At 73.0% G+C, this 17,588-nt stretch carries 12 protein-coding genes; 1 reads left to right on the forward strand and 11 read right to left on the reverse strand.

All coding sequences use genetic code 11. The annotated features are described in order from the left end of the window. Positions 1-96: 96 nt before the first annotated feature. The 7 genes from trpA to AB0B35_RS22010 all read right to left on the reverse strand — a co-directional run bounded on the left by trpA (position 97) and on the right by AB0B35_RS22010 (position 11,681). On the reverse strand, positions 97-900 hold the full coding sequence (trpA, locus tag AB0B35_RS21980; protein WP_361048379.1) for a tryptophan synthase subunit alpha: 804 nt from the start codon (positions 898-900) through the stop codon (positions 97-99). Next, positions 897-2,054, reverse strand: a complete 1,158-nt coding sequence (gene trpB, locus AB0B35_RS21985; RefSeq protein ID WP_361048598.1) for a tryptophan synthase subunit beta — start codon at positions 2,052-2,054, stop codon at positions 897-899. Before trpB ends, trpA begins: the two co-directional genes overlap by 4 nt. 151 nt (positions 2,055-2,205) lie before the next feature. Next, positions 2,206-5,436, reverse strand: a complete 3,231-nt coding sequence (locus AB0B35_RS21990) for a DUF87 domain-containing protein (protein WP_361048381.1) — start codon at positions 5,434-5,436, stop codon at positions 2,206-2,208. Continuing rightward, positions 5,433-6,092: a hypothetical protein gene (locus AB0B35_RS21995; protein ID WP_361048384.1), complete on the reverse strand. Its 660-nt coding sequence runs from the start codon at positions 6,090-6,092 to the stop codon at positions 5,433-5,435. The genes AB0B35_RS21990 and AB0B35_RS21995 overlap by 4 nt, the downstream gene beginning before the upstream one ends. Beyond that, positions 6,089-7,090, reverse strand: coding sequence for a DUF559 domain-containing protein (locus AB0B35_RS22000; protein ID WP_361048386.1), 1,002 nt, complete (start codon positions 7,088-7,090; stop codon positions 6,089-6,091). The genes AB0B35_RS21995 and AB0B35_RS22000 overlap by 4 nt, the downstream gene beginning before the upstream one ends. A gap of 207 nt (positions 7,091-7,297) precedes the next feature. After that, a complete protein-coding gene (locus tag AB0B35_RS22005; protein WP_361048388.1) occupies positions 7,298-10,951 on the reverse strand; it encodes a hypothetical protein in 3,654 nt (1,217 codons plus the stop codon). 31 nt (positions 10,952-10,982) lie between these two features. Continuing rightward, complete coding sequence (locus AB0B35_RS22010; protein ID WP_361048390.1) at positions 10,983-11,681, reverse strand: M23 family metallopeptidase; 699 nt, start codon at positions 11,679-11,681, stop codon at positions 10,983-10,985. 553 nt (positions 11,682-12,234) lie between these two features. Between AB0B35_RS22010 and AB0B35_RS22015 the strand changes: the two genes are divergently transcribed. Then, positions 12,235-12,606, forward strand: a complete 372-nt coding sequence (locus AB0B35_RS22015; protein ID WP_360531507.1) for a TraR/DksA C4-type zinc finger protein — start codon at positions 12,235-12,237, stop codon at positions 12,604-12,606. 63 nt (positions 12,607-12,669) lie between these two features. Here AB0B35_RS22015 and AB0B35_RS22020 read toward each other — a convergent pair whose 3' ends face one another. From AB0B35_RS22020 to AB0B35_RS22035, 4 genes are all read right to left on the reverse strand, one after another. Beyond that, positions 12,670-14,175 carry a sugar ABC transporter ATP-binding protein gene (locus AB0B35_RS22020; RefSeq protein WP_361048392.1) on the reverse strand — a complete coding sequence of 502 codons (1,506 nt, stop codon included), beginning with the start codon at positions 14,173-14,175 and terminating at the stop codon, positions 12,670-12,672. Then, positions 14,175-15,191, reverse strand: coding sequence for an ABC transporter permease (locus AB0B35_RS22025; RefSeq protein WP_361048394.1), 1,017 nt, complete (start codon positions 15,189-15,191; stop codon positions 14,175-14,177). Before AB0B35_RS22025 ends, AB0B35_RS22020 begins: the two co-directional genes overlap by 1 nt. Next, positions 15,188-16,231: an ABC transporter permease gene (locus AB0B35_RS22030; protein ID WP_360531516.1), complete on the reverse strand. Its 1,044-nt coding sequence runs from the start codon at positions 16,229-16,231 to the stop codon at positions 15,188-15,190. Before AB0B35_RS22030 ends, AB0B35_RS22025 begins: the two co-directional genes overlap by 4 nt. 115 nt (positions 16,232-16,346) lie before the next feature. Then, positions 16,347-17,396 carry a substrate-binding domain-containing protein gene (locus tag AB0B35_RS22035; protein WP_360531519.1) on the reverse strand — a complete coding sequence of 350 codons (1,050 nt, stop codon included), beginning with the start codon at positions 17,394-17,396 and terminating at the stop codon, positions 16,347-16,349. Positions 17,397-17,588: the final 192 nt, after the last annotated feature.

The following is a 17,588-nucleotide window of genomic DNA, read 5'->3' on the forward strand; positions in this document are numbered from 1 at the left end:
CTCGATCAGGCGCGCCACGGCCGCCCCCGAATCCAGCCCCGGCCGTCGGCCGCGCCCGACGTTCGGTGTGCGCCGCGGCCGTCCCAGCGGCCGATGTCAGCCCTGCGCCGCGTCCAGCGCTGCGCGCAGCTCGGCGACCAGCGCGCCGACCTCGGCCGGGGTAGCCCCGTCGAGGACGCGGCGCATCAGCGCCGACGCGACCACGACACCGTCGGCGGCCTGCGCCCCGGCCACGGCGTGCTCGGGCGTGGAGACGCCGAACCCGAGCAGCACGGGCAGGTCCGCGTGGGTCTTGAGCCGGGCTGCGAACTCGCCGGCCGACGCGGGCAGCTCGGCCCGCTCCCCAGTGGTGATCATGCCGGTCATCGCGTACACGAAGCCGCGGCTGCGGGCGGCGATCTCCCGCAGCCGGGACGGCGCGCCGCTGGGCGCGGCGACCAGGATCAGTTCCACCTCCGCGTCGGCGGCGGCCTGCTCCAGCTCCGCCAGCTCCTCCAGGGGCAGGTCGGGCACGATCAGCCCGCGTACCCCGGCCTCGGCCAGCGCGGCGCAGAACCGCGCGTGCCCCTCGCGGGCCACCAGGTGGTAGTAGGTCATCACGACGAGCGGCACGTCGACGCGCACCCGGCGCAGGTCGGCGAGGATGCCGCGGACCGTCGCGCCCCGGTGCAGGGCCCGCTCGGAGGCCTCCTGCACGGTCGGGCCGTCGATCATCGGTTCGGAGAACGGCAGTCCGATCTCGACGGCGTCGGCCCCGGCATCGGCGTACGCCCGGAGGTAGTCGGTCCACTCGGCGCTGACGCCGCCGGTCACATAGGGCAGGAGCAGTTTGTGGCCGGCGTCGCGGCGTTCGCGCAGACGCGGGCCGACAGCCACGCCGGTGGCGGTGGTGGCGTTCACGGGATCTCCATCAGGGTCGTGGTGTCCTTGTCGCCGCGGCCGGACAGGGTGATCAGCACGGTCGCGCCGGGCGGCAGCTCGCCGTCGCGGGCGGCGCGCAGCACCCAGGCGATCGCGTGCGCCGACTCCAGCGCGGGCAGGATGCCCTCGCTGCGGGCCAGCCGCCGCACGGCGTCGATCACCTCGGCGTCGGTGACGGTGACGTAGCGGGCGCGGCCGAGGTCGTGCAGGTGGGCGTGCTCGGGGCCGATGCCCGGGTAGTCCAGGCCCGCGGCGACCGACTCGGCCTCCAGGATCTGGCCGTGCTCGTCCTGGATGGCGTAGGAGCGGTGCCCGTGCATGACGGCGACCTTGCCGCCCGCGATCGCCGCGCCGCCCGCGGCCTCGACGCCGACCAGCTGCGCCGAGGTGTTCGCGAACCCGGCGAAGGTGCCCGCGGCGTTGGAGCCGCCGCCGACGCAGGCGACGACGTAGTCGGGGATCGCGGCGGGCAGCTCGGTGGCGCACTGGGCGCGGGCCTCGGAGCCGATGACCCGCTGGAACTCGCGCACCATCCACGGGTACGGGTGCGGTCCCATCACCGAGCCGAGGCAGTAGTAGGCCTCGTCGGCGCAGGTCACCCAGTGCCGCATGGCCTCACTCGTGGCGTCCTTGAGGGTGCGGCTGCCGCTGGTGACCTCGACGACCTCCGCGCCGAGCAGCCGCATCCGGTGCACGTTGAGCGCCTGACGGACCATGTCCTTCTGCCCCATGAACACCGTCACCGAAAGGCCCAGCAGCGCTCCGGCGGTCGCGGTCGCCACGCCGTGCTGGCCCGCGCCGGTCTCGGCGATCAGCCGGGTGCGGCCCATCCGGCGGGCCAGCAGCGCCTGCCCGAGCACATTATTGATCTTGTGGGAGCCGGTGTGGGCCAGGTCCTCCCGCTTGAGCAGGATGTCGACGCCCAGCTCGGCGGACAGGTTCCAGGCCGGGGTCAGCGGGGTGGGCCGCCCGGCGTACACGGTCAGCAGCCGGTCGAGGTCGCGGCGGAAGCCGGCGTCGGCCCACGCCTCGCGGAACGCCTGCTCGACCTGCGCGCAGGCCGGCATGAGCGCTTCGGGCACGTAGCGCCCGCCGTAGTCGCCGAACCGGCCGGCGGCGCCCGGGTCGTGCATCAGCCCTGCGGCGGGCAGCAGCGCGGGCAGGCCCGCGGCGGTGATGGCACCCACAGTTCCTCCAACTGTTCTAGAACTGTTGCCCATAGTGGCACAGCGAAGGGCCGCCCCGCCAGTCGGCGGGACGGCCCTTCGGCACGCGGATTCCGAGTCAGCGCCTGGCCCGCTCGACGACCTCCTCCGTCGTCAGCGGGCTCTTCGGGTGGTGGCTCAGGCACAGCGAGCCGCGCATCTTGCGGAACGCGAAGCCCTCCCCCGAGGCGTAGAACTCGCCGGTCCCCAGCCGCGAGATGTCGGGCACGTCCGCGCCCTTGGCCCGCGCCATCTCCCGCGCCGCCTCGATCTGCGCCGGGGCGTTGAGCAGCCCGAAGAACTGCGTCGCGGCGTTGCCGGAGATGCGGTTGTGCAGCCCCTTGGGCGCCTGCGTGGCGAAGACCAGGCCCAGTCCGTACTTGCGCGCCTGCGAGGCCAGCGCCAGCGTGCTCTGCGTGCACGCGGTCAGCGGTCCGGACGGCGCGAACGTCTGGGCCTCGTCCATCACCAGCAGCCCGCCCAGCGGCCGGTCCCCGGCCGGGTTCTTCTTGATCCAGGCGAACAGCGCCAGCTGCAGCTGGTTGACGAAGCTCTGCCGCTGCTGCTCCGACGGCAGCCCGACCAGGCTGATCACCGACACCCGGGCGCGCTTGCCGGGCGCGGGCGTCAGCAGCAGACCCGGGTCGGCCGGTGCGCCGCCGCCGCCGAACAGGGCGTCGGTCACCATCGCCGCGGTCAGGTTCTGCGACAGCTCGAACGCGATCTTCTCGGCGTCCTCCAGCTGGCTGACCCCGTCCGGCAGCGCGCTGAGCACCCCGACGAACGCCCGGATGCCCTCGCCGCCGCTGCGCGCGAAGTGCCGCAGCGCCTCGTTGAGCACCGCCTGCCCGCGCATCGCCTTGGCGGTGCCGCCGTCCACCTTCGCCCGCGGCGCGAGGCTGGCCACCGCGGCGTCGATGGCTGCCCCGAACTCGTCGGCGTCGTCGCGGATGGTCGCGAACTCCGGCAGCGGCTGGAAGCTCAGCGGCCGCCCCGCCTCCCGCCGCGGCGTCCACACCACCACGTCGGTGTGCGCCAGGTACTCCGCCGAGCGCGCCGCGTCGCCGGCCGACCAGCCCGCGGGCGGCTCGGGCCAGGGGTCGCCCAGGCGCGCCAGGTCGTTGTTGGGGTCCAGCACGATCGTGGACACGCCCTGCAGCGCGCACTCCTCGACCAGCCGCCGGATCAGCACCGTCTTGCCGGACCCGCTGCCCGCGAAGATCGCCGTGTGCTTGCGCAGCGACTCCAGGTCCAGCCGCACCGGCTCACCATCGTCGTAACCCGCGCCCAGCGTGATCGTGTGCGCGGGCGCGACGTCACGCACGGCTGGTTCGCCCGCCGATCCGCCGGAGACGCTTGCGCTCGCCACGACGTCGGCGGCACCGCTCCGCGCCGTCGCGCCCGGCTCCGGCGCCGTTTCGACGCCGTCGGCCTGCGCGCGTACCGCATGATCCCGGCGGCGGTCGGCGGCCTCCTCGGCCGCGGCGATCTCGGCCACGATCTCGCCGAGCACCGTACGCAGCAGCATCGTGCGCCCGGCCGGGCGGCGGTCGGCCAGCCAGGCGGCCAGGCCGGAGTCCCGCTCGGCGAGCAGCTGCCGCAGCGCCGCGAAGGTGCGCAGGTCGTCCTCGCCGAGGCTCAGCCGGGTGCCGCCGTCGGCGGCGAACGCCTTCAGCACCTCCTGCGTCTTCGCGCCCTTGTTCCAGTCGATGTTGCGCAGCAGGAACAGTTTGCGCTTGCCGATGCCCCGGCTCAGGCCCGCGCTGGTGCGCGCAGCCTGCAGCCGCGACAGCGCGGCGATCGCGTTGGTGTGCGCGATCGCCCGGAACGACCAGTGCTGCTCGTCCTCGGTGGCCTCGTCCAGGCTGCGCCGCAGCCGGGCGTGCAGCGGCACCTTGCCGCCCTGCGGCGGGTCGACCCGGAACGCCCGCCCGGCCTCGCCCAGTTCCTCGATCCACGCGGACAGCCCGGCGGCCAGCAGCTCCGGCATCTCGCCGTCCTCGGTCGGCCCTGCCAGCGCCGGTCCCACGTCCGCGCTCTCGCGCAGCTCGGCGAAGCGCCGGTCCAGTTTGTCGTCGAGCACCTCGTCGGGCACGAGCACGGCGGCGCGGTCCTCGGACTCGGTGAAGCCGACCAGCTCCCGTGCCGAGCCCTCGCGCAGGCAGGCCTGCACGTGCTCGTTGATCCGGTTGATGAGCAGCCGCGGGGTGAACACGGTCGCCTCGGCGAACGCCTCCTCCCGCACCGGCCAGGTCGCGTACGGTGGCACGAAGCCCAGCTCGCCGAAGCGCACCGCGAACCGCTTGGCGACGATGTCGCGGGCGATGTCGGCGCTGGCGATGCCCTTGAGCGTGACCGGCTCGCGGAACCGGTCGGCGACCGACTTGGTGGCCCGGGTGCGGATCAGCGTCCAGGTCGAGGGCAGGCAGGCCAGCACGGTCAGCGTGCGCCGGGTGGTCTGGCGCAGCGCCATCAGTCCGTCCGCGATCTGGTTGATCAGCTGGGTCTGCTCGGCGCTCTCGGTGCCGGCCTCCTTGAGCGCGGTGCTGTTCCACAGCTGGGCGACGAGGGTGTCGATCTGGTCGATGGCGACCACCGTCGGGCCGGTCAGCGCCAGCAGCTGCGACAGCTCCTGCATGACCAGCTGCGGCGGCTTCTGCACCGGGTGGATCCCCCACTCCTGGCGCTCGCCCGGCTCCATCTCCTGCATCGACTGCAGGTACGTGTAGCCGACGTCCTGCGCGGCCGGGTCGTCGGCGGCCCCGAGCAGCGCGAGCGCCCGCGCGGTGTGGTGGCAGGCCATGCCGACGGGGCCGTCGAAGCGGCGCAGCGCCGCGGCGAACTCGTCGAGGTGGGCCCGGGTCAGCGGAGCACGGCCGGTGACCGCCGCCGCGGCCTGCTCGGGCACGCCGGCCGCGGTGCACAGCCGATCCAGGAACACCGACAGCTGGCTGCCCTGGCCGAGGTGGTCGCGCTGGAGCCCGTTGACCACGGCCAGTGTGGCGCTGGACCAGAACGCCGCCCCGTCCAGCAGCCCGACCAGGAAGAAGTAGCCGCCGCCGCGCTGGGTCTGCTCGCGCACCCAGCCGAGCAGGTGCGTCTTGCCCGAGCCGGGCTGGCCCTGCATGGCGATGCCGATCGGGCTGCCGTCGGGGCTGCGCCGGGCGTCGTCCAGGCCGTGCAGGATGTGCCGCACCACGTCGTCGTGCAGCGCCTCGACGTGGAACGGCGAGCCGCGCCAGACGTCGTCGGGCACCGGGGCGACGTCGAAGCGCAGGTTCGCCAGCGCCCTGCGCTGCTCCGGGTTCATGCCGCCTCGATCGACAGCAGGTGCTTGTCCTCACCGCCGATGTGGATCGCGGCCGCGCGGTCCTCGTCGGTGAGCGTCTTCTGGTTGTCTTCGGGCACCAGCACGATGGCTCCCCCGACCGCCATCTTCATCAATGCCGCGTCGACCTCGACGGCGGACGCCCCGGTCAGCTCCCGGCGCAGGTCGGTGAGGCTGACCCAGGCCTGCGGCGCGTCGGCGAGCTTGTCGTACGCCACGCGCACCCGCTTCTCCAGCCCGCGTTTGACGACCGGCTTCACCTTGGCCACCGGCTGCGGGGCGGGCGGCGGGGTGCTGGCGGTGAACAGGTCGGGCAGGCTCAGCTCCGCCCGGCGCAGGTAGCGGTCCACCGCGCCGAGCAGCGCGTGCAGCGCCGGGTAGGCCGGACCGGTGCCCCTGACGTACTCCGCCTCCAGCTCCCGCTTGCACTGCGCCCAGCCCTCGTCGGTCAGCTCGTGCACCAGCGCGCCCTTGGCACCCTTGCGCTTGGTGGCGAACTTGTTCTCGACCAGGGCACGGCTGTCCGCGCCGGTGATCGATACGCCGTAGCGCGCCAGCAGCTCGCTGTTGGAGACCTCGCGGGCCTCCGCCATCAGCAGCAGCAGGCACGCCTTCTCCGAGGGCTTGAGCTTGGTCATTTCTTCTCCTTGTGCGCGTCGGTGCGTCGGGATCGGAGGTACTGCTCCAGGTGTGCCAGCACCTGGCCGAGTTCGGCGAGGACCTGGTGGTTGGTGAAGCGCAGCACGGCGTAGCCGTCGAGTTGCAGCAGCACGTCGCGGCGGCGGTCGTGGGCGAACTTGCGGGGGCCGCGGTGCTCGTCGCCGTCGATCTCCACGGCACAGCGCTCGTCGTGCCACACCAGGTCGATGACGTAGTACGGGCGGGCCGCGTACCGGCGGTTCCAGATGCGGCCGGCGGCCCAGGCCGCCTCGACCAGCGCCGCCTCCAGCGCGGTCTCCGCGGCGCTGTCCGCGCGCGGGCGGCCCTCGACCGGCGGATACGTCAGCGTCGCCGGGGGCGGCCCGGCCACGGGAGCATCGTCCGCCGTCGCGACCAGCTCGGCGACGTGTTCCGGCAGTCGCACCGGCCGCACCGCGACGCGAGCCGCGTCGGGCAGGTCGGCTCCGGCCAGCCATACCGCGAATCCGCCGTGCGCGGCCAGCCACTCCCCGGCGGCGGCCAGCGCCAACTGCTGCGGCCCGGTCAGCCCCGCGGGCACGTCGACCAGCAGCGCGGCGCTCGCCCGCCGGTAGCTCTCGGCGACCACGCGGGCCAGTCCCGCGGCCCGCACCTCGGGCGCGAACCGGCCCGCGATCGGTCTCCGTCGCGCCGCGTGCGCCGGACCGGCCCGCTCACGCAGCGCCTGCTCGGCCAGATCGGCCAGAAATGGCCCGAAGTGGCGTGATCCGGCGGCCTGCTCGATCGCCAGCGCCCGGACCGCGGGCACGCCGCCGCCACCCGGCCCTTCGAGCTGTTCGGCGGTGGGCAGCCAGGCCGGGAACAGCCGCGACGCGGCGGACTCCAGCTCGGTCAGCGCGCACGCCACGACCTCGGCGGCGGAGGCCGAGGCGGGTGGGCGGAAGGTCAGCACCGCGGGCGCGTCGTCCGGCAGCGGTGTCAGCGCGAGCTCGATCACCTCCGTGGACGCGCCCCGCAGGCGGGTGACCCGACCTGCCGGTGAATGCGTCCAATGTGGTGCCATGCCCAGAGATCTCCCCAGCTGCGACTCCTGGTGATTCTGTCGCTGCACTCGGTAGACGGCAACCGGACATTCGGCCCGAGACAACGCTGTCGGGTCGGGAAGACTGCCGGTTCGTCCTATCCCGAACCGGCCCCGCCGCGCTCACTCCTCGAAGAGGTGGACGGCGCTGGGCCGGGGCTCGTCCGGCAGGTGGCGCAGCGTGGCGGTCACCTCGGCGAGCAGTTCGAGCTGCTCGGGCACCTGGATCGAGACCCATTCCGGGGCCAGCCCGGCGACGACCGGGAGCAGCCCGAACGCCACGGGAACCCACTGCTCGTACACCCGGCCGGCCTTCGCCGTGCGGTAGGAGGCCGCACGGTAGGCAGCGCCGTCGGGGAAGGCCAGCTCCAGCCACAGATCTTCGGCGAAGCGGGCCGCCGCCGACCCGGCGGGGGCGTCGTGGGCGAGGTGCACCCGCAGCCGGTACGGCGACACCGGGAAGTACTGCCCGCTGCCGAAGACCCCCAGGTGGTACCGGTCGATCTTGGCGGAGCGGGCGATCGGGTCACGGTCGTGCGCGTCGAGCAGGTATCCCTCCTCGGGGCAGAACGGCGTCACCGCCTGGTACTCCAGCACCCGGGTGAACACGTCGATCTCCACGTCGAGGGTGACCGGGCCGTCCGGTGTGCCGACCGCGACCCGCTGCGACAGGTATCGGGTGCCCTTGCCGAAGAAGCCGTACTGGAACCGCACCAGCGCGAACGGTTCGTCGAGCGCGGCCGCGGCGACGGGGTGCTCGGCGGCGCGCCGGGGTTCGGGCCGGTAGGAGCCGGTCACCTCCTCCCGCGCGGGCAGCCGCTCCGCCAGCCGTTCGGCCTGGGCACGCAGTGCCGGCAGCCGGGGCGCGAACTGCTGCCGCCGGGTCTCGTACAGGTCCTTCGGCCGCCGCTGCGACCGCTGCCAGCGCTCGCCGGTGTGCCGGCGGATGTCCTCGAACTCGGCGGTCGTGGCCGGCTCGGCGCCCATGGCTCGGGCCACCCGACGGCCGATCTCCTCGCTGACGTAGAGGTAACGGTCGTCGTCGTAGATGCTGTCCGGCTTGGACGAGCGGAACCAGCGCCGGTGCGCGTGGCTGAGGGCGACGTGCGTGGGCCAGTCGAACATGGTGTACCACTTGGCGTCGTCGTCGGAGGCGACGTAGACCCGGATGCGCTCCGGAGCCAGCCTGGCCGCCTTCGCCACCCAGCCCCGGCCCGACGCACTCACGCTGACCAGCTGGTATCCGCGCTCGCTGAGCTGCCGGTAGACCCGCTCGGCGGTGAACGGCTCGGTGTCGAACACCAGCGCGATCTCCTCGCCGAACGACACCCGGGCCACGTACCGGTAGCCGCAGAGCCGCTCGACGCGCTCGCTGAGCCGGGTGCCCGGTGGTTGGTGCAGCGTCGCGGGCCGGTGGCGGGACGGCGGCTCGCCGGGGGCCGGCTGCTCCAGGCAGAGCAGTCGGCGGCCGGTGGTGAGCAGATAGAGCCGGTGGTCGGCGGCGGTCATCGCGCGCACGCCGAAGCCCTCGTCCCCGAACGCCGCCGGATAGCGGTCGGGGCGGGTGCCGCCGTCGCCGAGCAGCTCCTCCAGCCGCACTTCCCAGCACAGCGCGCCGTCGGCGGCCACGGCCCGGACGGCGGTCCCGGCGGCGTGGTAGGTCAGCGCACCGGCGCGGCACTCGGCCTGCACCACGAGGCCGTCGTGCGAGTGCAGCGGCGCCGGCGCGGGAGCGGGGCCGGGCAGTGGGCGTCCGGACACCTCGGCGTCGGTGAGCACGTCGACCTGGAACGGCTGCCCGCCCGACTCGGCGAACACCGTGCGGGCGGCGTACCCGACGAAACGGCCGTGGCCGAGGCGGCGCTCGCGGCCGCTGTCCGGGTCGTAGGAGTGGTATCCGCGCTGCCCATCCCGCCAGACGATCAGCCCGTGCCCGTTGACGGCGATGCCCGGCGGCGGCTCGGCGGGGTTGCCGTGCGCGGTGTGCGCGACCTGCCAGCGGAGCACCGGTGCGCCGCTGATCGGCGTGAGGTCGGTGTCGCCGGCCGGCCCGCGTACGGTCTCGCCGAGCGGCCACCGGCAGGTGGCGGGGGACATGGACTGCCAGGTGGCGTCGAGCCAGTCGGCGGGCAGGCCGTGCCGGTCGCCGAGCAGCCGCAGCGCCCGCAGCCCTTCGGCCAGGTCCGGTTCGGCCGCGAAGGCGCCCTCCCATGGGTTGCCCAGCATCCGGCCGTTGACCTCGTGCAGCGCGGCGGCGGCCCGGCTCGCGGCGCGGCCGCACATCACCGCCGCGTAGGACAGCAGGTCGCCGTCTTCCTGCTGCGGATGCACGCGGCAGGCCGACTCGACCTGGTCCGGCCCGGCCGGCTCGGGCAGGGCCGCCGCGACGTCGCGGGCGATCCTGCCCAGGTGGGTGTGGTGTGGGTCGGCCTTGTCCGCGGCCGTGGTCAGCACGTCGGACAGGTAGCGGGCCAGCTGCTCCGCCGACGCCGCGTACAGCCGGCCGAGCAGGTCGCCGGAGGGCGGCGCGGTCGGCTGCCGCGGGGCGAGCACGCTGGACGCGCCGAGAGTGCGGCGACCTCCGGACGGGGGTGCCGCCGGGCCGCCCAGGGCGGCCAGCAGCCTGGCACGGTCGTGCTGGAGGTGGCGCGCTGCCACGTCCAGCACGGTGTCGTCGTCCACACCGGGGGAGAGATAGCCCAGTGCGACGCCGCCCGCCCACTGCGCGTCCACCAGTAGCCGTGCCGTCGTGAGCAGCCCGGCGTCGGTCTCCGCGTCGGCGGCATGCCCGGCGGTCGTGACGGCTCGGCACCGCGCCAGCGCCAGGTGTGCCCAGTCCAGCGCGGGTCGGCTGTCGGTGGGCCGACCGCGCCGATTGATGAGCGGCTCTGGCGCGGGTGAGGGCGCGCCCTCCACCGTGGTCCGGGCGGCCGGATCGACCAGGGCCCGCAGCTCCTGCATCCGACCCCAGAGCGTGTCGGCACGGGCGACGAGTTCTGCGCGGCGGCCTGCCCGGTGCGCCGGGGCCAGCGCGGCGACCGCCTGCGCCAGCGCCTGCTCCCAGCCCGGCTCGGCGGCCGGCGGCGGAACGGCGGGCCGGGTGTCCGTGCGCGGCGGGCCGGTGTCGACGGCGAGCACGGGCGGCTGCCCGCCCTGGCGCAGCGCGCGGATCACGGCCAGCGGCCAGGCTTCGGCGTTGGTGAGCCGACGGTGCAGAACGGGGTCGCACCCGGCGGCGGTGTACAGCTCGGCAGTGACCCGCTCCCAGCTGACGCCGGTCGTGTACCGGTCGAGGACCTTTTCTCGCAGCGCCTTCGCGACGGGCTCGAACCGGTGCCGCAGGGCGAGCCGCCGCTGCGGCACGGTCCATCCGGCCGCTTCCGCATGTTCGCGGAGCCTGCTCGCCGACGCGGCCAGCCGCAGCGCGTACTCGCGCAGGCGCAGTAGGGCGACCGTCTCCGAGCCGGGTGGTCCGGCGGCCCGCAGGATGATCGGTTCGGCCGGGTCGGTGCCCGTGTACCAGGCGCGCAGTTCGGCGGCGGCGACGGACAACGGGTGGTCCGGAGTGGACGCCGCGCCCAGGCGGAGCCGGTCGGCGCGCTCGGCGGCCGGGTGGAGTTCGGCGACGGTGTGCCGCAGCCAGCGGTCGAACTGCGCGGGGTGGAGCTCCAGCAGCAGGTTCGCGAGGTCGTCGGCGGAGGGTTCAGGCGCTCCGGGATACGGCGTGCCCGCCCGCTCGGCGATCAGCCGGTCGATGTCTTCCCACTCCCCCGCCATCCGAGGGAGTGTAGCGATCTCCGGTACGTCGTCAGCTGCCGTAGACCTCTTCGAGTTCGAGCTCGAAGTCGACGCCGTGCTTCTTGAACCAGGTCAGCGGGTCGTGCGCGACGCCGTCGACGTGGATCTCCAGGTGCAGGTGGGTGCCGTACGAGTAGCCGGTGTTGCCGGCCATCCCGATCACGTCGCCGGCCTGGACCCGGTCGCCCGGCTTGACCAGCACGCGGCTGGAGTGCCCGTACAGCGTCTGCAGGCCGTGCCCGTGGTCGACGATGATCGAGTTGCCGTAGCCGCCGTTCCAGCCGGCCTGCACCACCACGCCGCCACGCACCGCCATGTACGGCGTGCCCTCGGCGATCCCGGCCAGGTCGAGCCCGCGGTGCGGCCGGCCCCAGCGCATGCCGTAGCGGGAGCTCAGCGTGTATCCGTGCAGCGGCAGCACCCACGCGTCGGGGGCGTCCTGGCTGATGGAGGTGCTGAGCTGGCGGTCGCCCCGGTTGGGGCGGGCGGCGGTGTCGCCCCGGGCCGCGTCGGCGAATGCCGTCAGGTGCTCGCCGGAGGTCTCCGCCTTCGCGTCGGGCACGACGGCCGCGGCGCCGAAGGCCACGATGCCCGCTCCGGCGGCGGCGGTGGCCAGCACGGTGGCGTACCTGCTCCGCGACGGGGTGCCCGCGCGGCGCCGCCCGCAGTAGCGGTCGGCCTCCCTGACCAGCTCTGGCCGATAGCGCACGACCACACCCTTCGGTCACGTCGGGCACCGGTCCGTCCGGAGCCCCATTCAGGCGAGTCGCCCTCGCCAGGGATGGCACTGCAGGACAACGTAACCAAATCGGGCACTAGACACAAGTCAGTAGACATGCCAAAAATGCAACTTAAATCCTAAATCAACTCACATTCACGTTCGGCTGGTCGGCACCCGGGCCCGTGCGGCCGCCGGGAAAACTCGCCAGTGGGCAGCATCACGGGCCCGTGGCGAAGATTCTCGCCGAACTCGGCCCCGCGCCGGCTCGACGCACGTCCATCCACCGAACTTCTTCGGGATCGATCGGGCATTTCGGCGCACCTCATGCGGCACGAATCCCCTGCCGTCGGCGCGGCGGGCAGGATAACGCGCCCGCGCCACCCACCGGTTCGGCGTTCAGCGAAAGCTCAGACATCCGACGCACGATGGTCGTGCTTCACCCGAAACCGCAGGGCCCCGTTTCCGTTGTCTCGCTTGACAACGGAGGTTTGGTCGGCGGCGGCATCGGGCAGCAACGATGCACCGAGACAGTGGAGGCATGATGACAACGCTGGAAGGCACGCTCGACAACGCACAGCTCGGCGTGCTGTTGAAGGCACGTTACGAGGAGGCGGCCGAGCAGCTGCGGGTGCAGAGCGAGTCCGTCCGGCAGCTGCGCCGCTCCGGTGACCAGGGCCCCGGCGACGTCGCCGACGCGGGCACGATGGTCTCCGACACCGAGCAGCAGGACCTGCTCACGGCCGCGCTCGACGACCACATGCGCAAGCTGTCCGACGCGCTGGCCCGGTTCGAGCGCGGCTCGCTGGGCACCTGCGACGGCTGCGGGCAGCAGATCCCGCCCGCCCGCATGGAGATCATGCCCTGGTCGACGCACTGCGTGAAGTGCCAGGCGGCCGCCGAGCGCCGGCACTGACCGTCCGCTGACGCGAAGGCCCGTCCCCGCCGGCGGCGGTGGGGACGGGCCTTCGTCCTGGCGTCAGGCCGGCACGGGCGCGGCGTGGATGAGGCGGATGACCCGCTGGCTCACCGCGTCGTAGTCGTGGTCGTTGGCCAGCTCACCGCGTACGGCGGCGTCGCCCATCACCGCGATCCGGTCGGCCAGCGTGACGATCTCCGGCAGGTCCGACGAGATGAGCAGGATGGCCATGCCCTGTCCGGCCAGCCGTGCGATCAGCTCATGGAACGCGGCCTTGGTGCGCACGTCGATGCCGACCGTCGGCTCGTCCACGATGAGGATGTCGCAGCTCGCGGCAAGCCACTTGGCGAGGCTGACCTTCTGCTGGTTGCCACCGGACAGCTGCCCGGCGAGCTGGCCCGGCGACGCGGCCCGGATGCCCAGCAGCTTGGTGTACTCGGCGACCACGTCGCGCTCGGCCCGGTCCGGGATCAGGCCGAAGCGGGCCAGCCGCCGCCAGACGGTCACCCCGACGTTGCGGGTGATCGGCTGCTCCAGGAACAGGCCCTCGCCCTTGCGGTCCTCGGGCACGTAGCCGATGCGGTGGTGGCGCAGCGCCTGCCCGACGTCGCGGATGCGCACCGGCGTCCCGTGCACCCTGACCTCGCCGCCGGTGATCTCGTCCAAGCCGAGCAGCGCCTTGGCCAGCTCGGTGCGTCCCGCGCCGACCAGGCCGTACAGGCCGAGGATCTCGCCGCGGGCGACGGTGAGCGAGACGTCGCGGTGCCCGTGGCGGGTGCTGAGCCCGGCCAGCTCCAGCGCGGGGGTCGCGGTGCGGTCCACGGTGCGGGCGGTGAGTTCGACGGAGGCGTACGCCCGGCCGACCATCAGGTCCACGATCTCGTCTCGGGTGTACCCCGACAGCGGCTGGGCTTCGGCGACGCTGCGACCGTCGCGCAGCACGGTGACCGTGTCGGCGACCGCGAACACCTCTTCAAGCTTGTGGCTGACCAGCACCACGGCGTGGCCGGTGGCGGTCAGCTTGCGCACGATGGCGTACAGCCGGTCGGCCTCGTCCCCGGTCAGCGACGCCGTCGGCTCGTCGAGCAGCAGCACCCGGGTGTCCACCGACAGCGCCTTGGCGATCTCGACGAGCTGTGCCTGCGCCACCGACAGCTCCGCGACCCGGGTGTCCGGGTCGAGGTCCAGGTCGAGCAGGTCGAGGCAGCGGCGGGCCTCGGCCCGCATCCGGGTCCGGTCGACCATGCCGAGCCGGTTGGGCAGGTGCTGCAGGGCGATGTTCTCCGCGATGGAGAACTCCGGGACCAGGTTGCGCTCCTGGTGCACCACGCCGATGCCCGCGCGCAGCGCTTCGAGGGGGCTGGCGAAGTGCACGTCATCGCCGTCGAGCACGACCCGGCCCGCGTCGGGACGGTACACGCCGGTGAGGATCTTGACCAGGGTGCTCTTGCCCGCGCCGTTCTCGCCGAGCAGCGCGTGCACGCTGCCCGCGGCCAGGCGCAGCGTCGCGCCGTCCAGGGCGCGTACGCCCGGGAAGGCTTTGGTCAGGCCTTCGGCCAGCAGCATCACGACGACCTCCGGGACAGCTTGGTCCGGATCGCGCCGGACAGCACCACACCGAGCACGACCGCGCCGACGATGAGGTCGACCCAGCGGCGGTTGATGGCGAACTGGGCCTGCGCCACGTCGACCAGCCGCACGATGAACGCGGCCAGGCTGGTGCCCAGCACGCTGACCACGCCGCCGGCCAGTGCGACGCCGCCGATGATGGGCGCGGCGAAGCTGGGCAGCAGCAGGTCGTCGCCGATGGTGGCGTTGACCGAGCCGGACTGGGCCAGGGTGAGCACCGCGGCGACTCCGGCCAGCAGCCCGGACAGCGCGTGCGCGAGCACGATGGACCGGTCGTTGGACACTCCGGACAGCCGGGCGGCGAACGGGCTGCCGCCGCTGGCCAGCAGGTGCCGGCCGGGCACGGTGCGGGCGAAGAAGAACCACACCATGGCCGCGACCGCGCACGCGATGAGGAACACGACCGGCAGCCCGAGCAGCGAGGCCTGCCCGAGTTCTTCTAGTCCGGCGGAGTAGTCCTGATAGGTGCCGGGGCCGTTCACGCCGTACCGCAGGCCGTCGATGATCGTCATGGTGGCGAGGGTGACGATGAACGCGTTGATCCTGGTGAACACGACCAGCAGCCCGTTGCCCAGACCGACGGCCGCGCCGAGCAGCATCGCGACGAGCACCGCCAGCGGTGCGGGCAGCCCGGCCTCCAGCATGGCCCAGGCGGCGACCATGGCGCAGAAGCCGGTGAGCACGCCGACGGACAGGTTCATCTGGCCGATGGCCAGCACCACCATCTGGGCCAACCCGATGATCATCGGTACGGCGAGGAAACGGAAGAACGCCGCGAGGGTGCCCGCGGACAGCATGTTGCCGTCGGTGGTCAGCGTCAGCGCGACGAAGCCGATGACGGCGAGCGTCACCAGTGTGAACTCCGACGTGCGCACGGTGCGCCGCAGCCGGCTCGGGGCCGCCGCGGCCGGGGCCTTCGCCCGGGGCGCGGTCTTCTCGACGGTGCTGGTCATGCCGGGACCCCCCGCCGCTCGGCGAGCACGTGGCGCAGCCGGTCCAGGGACAGGGCGGCCAGCAGCACCAGGCCGATGTAGAGCTTCAGCTCGTCGACCTGGAACTGCAGCAGGTTAAGGCCCTTGTAGATGACCTGGGTGATGGCGGTGCCGAGCACCGTGCCGAGCACGCTGACCGCGCCGCCGACCAGCAGCGTGCCGCCGAGCACCGGGGCGAGGAAGGACGGCAGCAGGAAGCCGTCGCCGACCCCGGCCGAGAACGAGCCGTTGTTGGCCGACAGCAGGAACCCGGCGAGCCCGGCCAGCAGCCCCGACAGGGCGTGGGCCTGCACGACCCGCCAGCCGACTCCGATGCCGGACAGCTCCGCGGCCTTGGCGTTGGCCCCGGTCATCAGCACCTCGCGGCCGACCCGCGACCACCGGAACAGCAGTCCCACGCCGAGCACGGCAATGAGCGCGATCGGGGCGAGCAGCGGGATCTCCGGCCCGCACACGTCCCCGGCGCAGTAGTCGGCGAAGGTGTCGGTGCGCAGCGCGGACATGCCCGCGGGCAGTCCGTTGAAGGCCACGCCGTCGGTGAAGGTGGCGTACAGCAGCGACACCAGGCCGATCAGCGCGAAGTCCAGGGCCAGCGTGACCACGAACGAGTTGACGCCGGTACGCGAGATGATGAGCCCGGCCAGCGCGCCGAGCAGCGCGCCCACCGCCAGGCCGCCGGCCAGCGCCACCAGCAGCGGCGCGTCGAGCCGGTCGTGCAGCAGGCCGGAGGCGAACGCGCTCATCGCGGCCATCCGGCCGACGGCCATGTTCATGTGGCCCAGGGAGAGCACGGCGAGCTGGGACAGCCCGACGACGGCGTACACGCTGATGTCGGCCTGCATGGGCACCAGCGTGAGCTGGGTGTTCAGGAACGCGGGCCGCAGCGTGGTGAACAGCGCGATCAGCGCGATCAGCAGCACGACGAGCCCGATCCGGGGGTTGGCCCACAGCGGCAGGCGCGCGGGCGGCCGCTGCTCGGGGGTGGTTTCCTCTTGCTTCACTGCACTCTCCGGGTGGTGGGGCACGGCGGCGACGAACGCGCCCCGGCCGCGTGGGGGGTGAGGCCGGGGCGCGTCCGTCGCCGGCCGGGGCCCGCTCGCCCCGGCCGTCAGCGGATCACTTGGCGCAGGTGAGGTACTTGCTGTCGAAGTCGGACTTGAGCGAGTCGGTCTTGGCGGCGCGGTCGTTGTCGTAGGTCGCGACGTTGGCCGTGGTGACCACGAAGGAACCGGAGTCGATGATGACACCGGGGGTGGCCATGGTGCAGCCCTCGGACAGCTTCACCAGCGCGTACGAGCCGACGTACGCCTGGCCGACCGGGTTCTGCAGGACGGTCGCGGCGACCTCGCCGGCCTTGATGCCCGCGATGATGGTCGGGTCGTCGTCGATGGCGATCACCTTGATCGGCAGTTTGGCCTGCTTCACGCCGCCGGCCGCGGCCACGGCCGGGTTGTAGGCGGTGGTGACGATCGCATTGACCTGGCTGCCCTTGGCGGCGAGCAGGTCGGCGACGGCCTTCTGCGCGGTTTGCAGGTCCTTGTCGATGTCGGTGATGGTGTCCAGCAGCTTGACCTTGCCGCCGGTCTCGTCGACGGCCTTGCTCACGCCCGCGATGCGGCGCTGGGTGTTGGAGTCGACCTTGTTGCCGGTGAGGTGGACCAGGTTGCCCGCGCCGCCCATGGCGTCCACGGCCGCCTTGGCCGCCTTGTACGCCGCCTCCTGCACGTCGGTGGACAGGCAGAAGTCGGCGAGGTTCTTGTCGCCCGCCGGGCAGGAGGCCAGCGAGCCGACGTGGAAGCCCTGCTTCTTGAGGTTCTCGAAGGTGGAGTTGATGCTCTCCGGCGCGACGCCGAAGATGCCGAACGCGTTGTAGCCCTGCGCGGCCAGCGAGGTGAGCACGTCGTTCTGCTTGGTCTGGTCCCAGCCGGCGGTCTCGTTGAACGTCACGTCGCCGAACGCGAAGTCGGTCTTGGCCTTGCCGCCGGCGTCCTTCCACGGCTGGAAGTACGGGTGCGCGCCACCGGGGACCAGCGCCACCTTCACCTGGGCGGCGGTCAGCGCGGTCGCGCCGCCGTCGGGGGTTTCTTCCTTCTTGGTGCAGGCCGCCGCCGCGATCACCAAAGCGAGCACGCCGACGGTGGAGCCCAGTCGAACAAGCGGCCTCATGCCGAGTTCCTTCCCTAGTCAGGCACTTCGAGTCGTCAAAATCCTATAGGATATTTCCTAGATGTTTACTCGGTCACGTAGCGGCAGTCAAGCCCTGCGCCGTAACGACCTGATCGGACATGGAAATACGAAAACGCTCTCCAGGCAACAGTTCGCCGCCCCCGCGAAACAATCGCGAGGGCGGCGAGCTGC

Source organism: Catellatospora sp. NPDC049133 (assembly GCF_040648455.1).
Taxonomy (GTDB): Bacteria; Actinomycetota; Actinomycetes; order Mycobacteriales; family Micromonosporaceae; genus Catellatospora; species Catellatospora aurea.

What these genes read in the sequence shown, in the direction of transcription:
- trpB (WP_361048598.1), bottom strand. Translation starts at nt 2,054, where the DNA reads ATGCACGACCCGGGCGCCGCCGGCCGGTTCGGCGACTACGGCGGGCGC.
- AB0B35_RS21990 (WP_361048381.1), bottom strand. Translation starts at nt 5,436, where the DNA reads ATGAACCCGGAGCAGCGCAGGGCGCTGGCGAACCTGCGCTTCGACGTC.
- AB0B35_RS21995 (WP_361048384.1), bottom strand. Translation starts at nt 6,092, where the DNA reads ATGACCAAGCTCAAGCCCTCGGAGAAGGCGTGCCTGCTGCTGCTGATG.
- AB0B35_RS22005 (WP_361048388.1), bottom strand. Translation starts at nt 10,951, where the DNA reads ATGGCGGGGGAGTGGGAAGACATCGACCGGCTGATCGCCGAGCGGGCG.
- AB0B35_RS22015 (WP_360531507.1), top strand. Translation starts at nt 12,235, where the DNA reads ATGACAACGCTGGAAGGCACGCTCGACAACGCACAGCTCGGCGTGCTG.
- AB0B35_RS22020 (WP_361048392.1), bottom strand. Translation starts at nt 14,175, where the DNA reads ATGCTGCTGGCCGAAGGCCTGACCAAAGCCTTCCCGGGCGTACGCGCC.
- AB0B35_RS22025 (WP_361048394.1), bottom strand. Translation starts at nt 15,191, where the DNA reads ATGACCAGCACCGTCGAGAAGACCGCGCCCCGGGCGAAGGCCCCGGCC.
- AB0B35_RS22035 (WP_360531519.1), bottom strand. Translation starts at nt 17,396, where the DNA reads ATGAGGCCGCTTGTTCGACTGGGCTCCACCGTCGGCGTGCTCGCTTTG.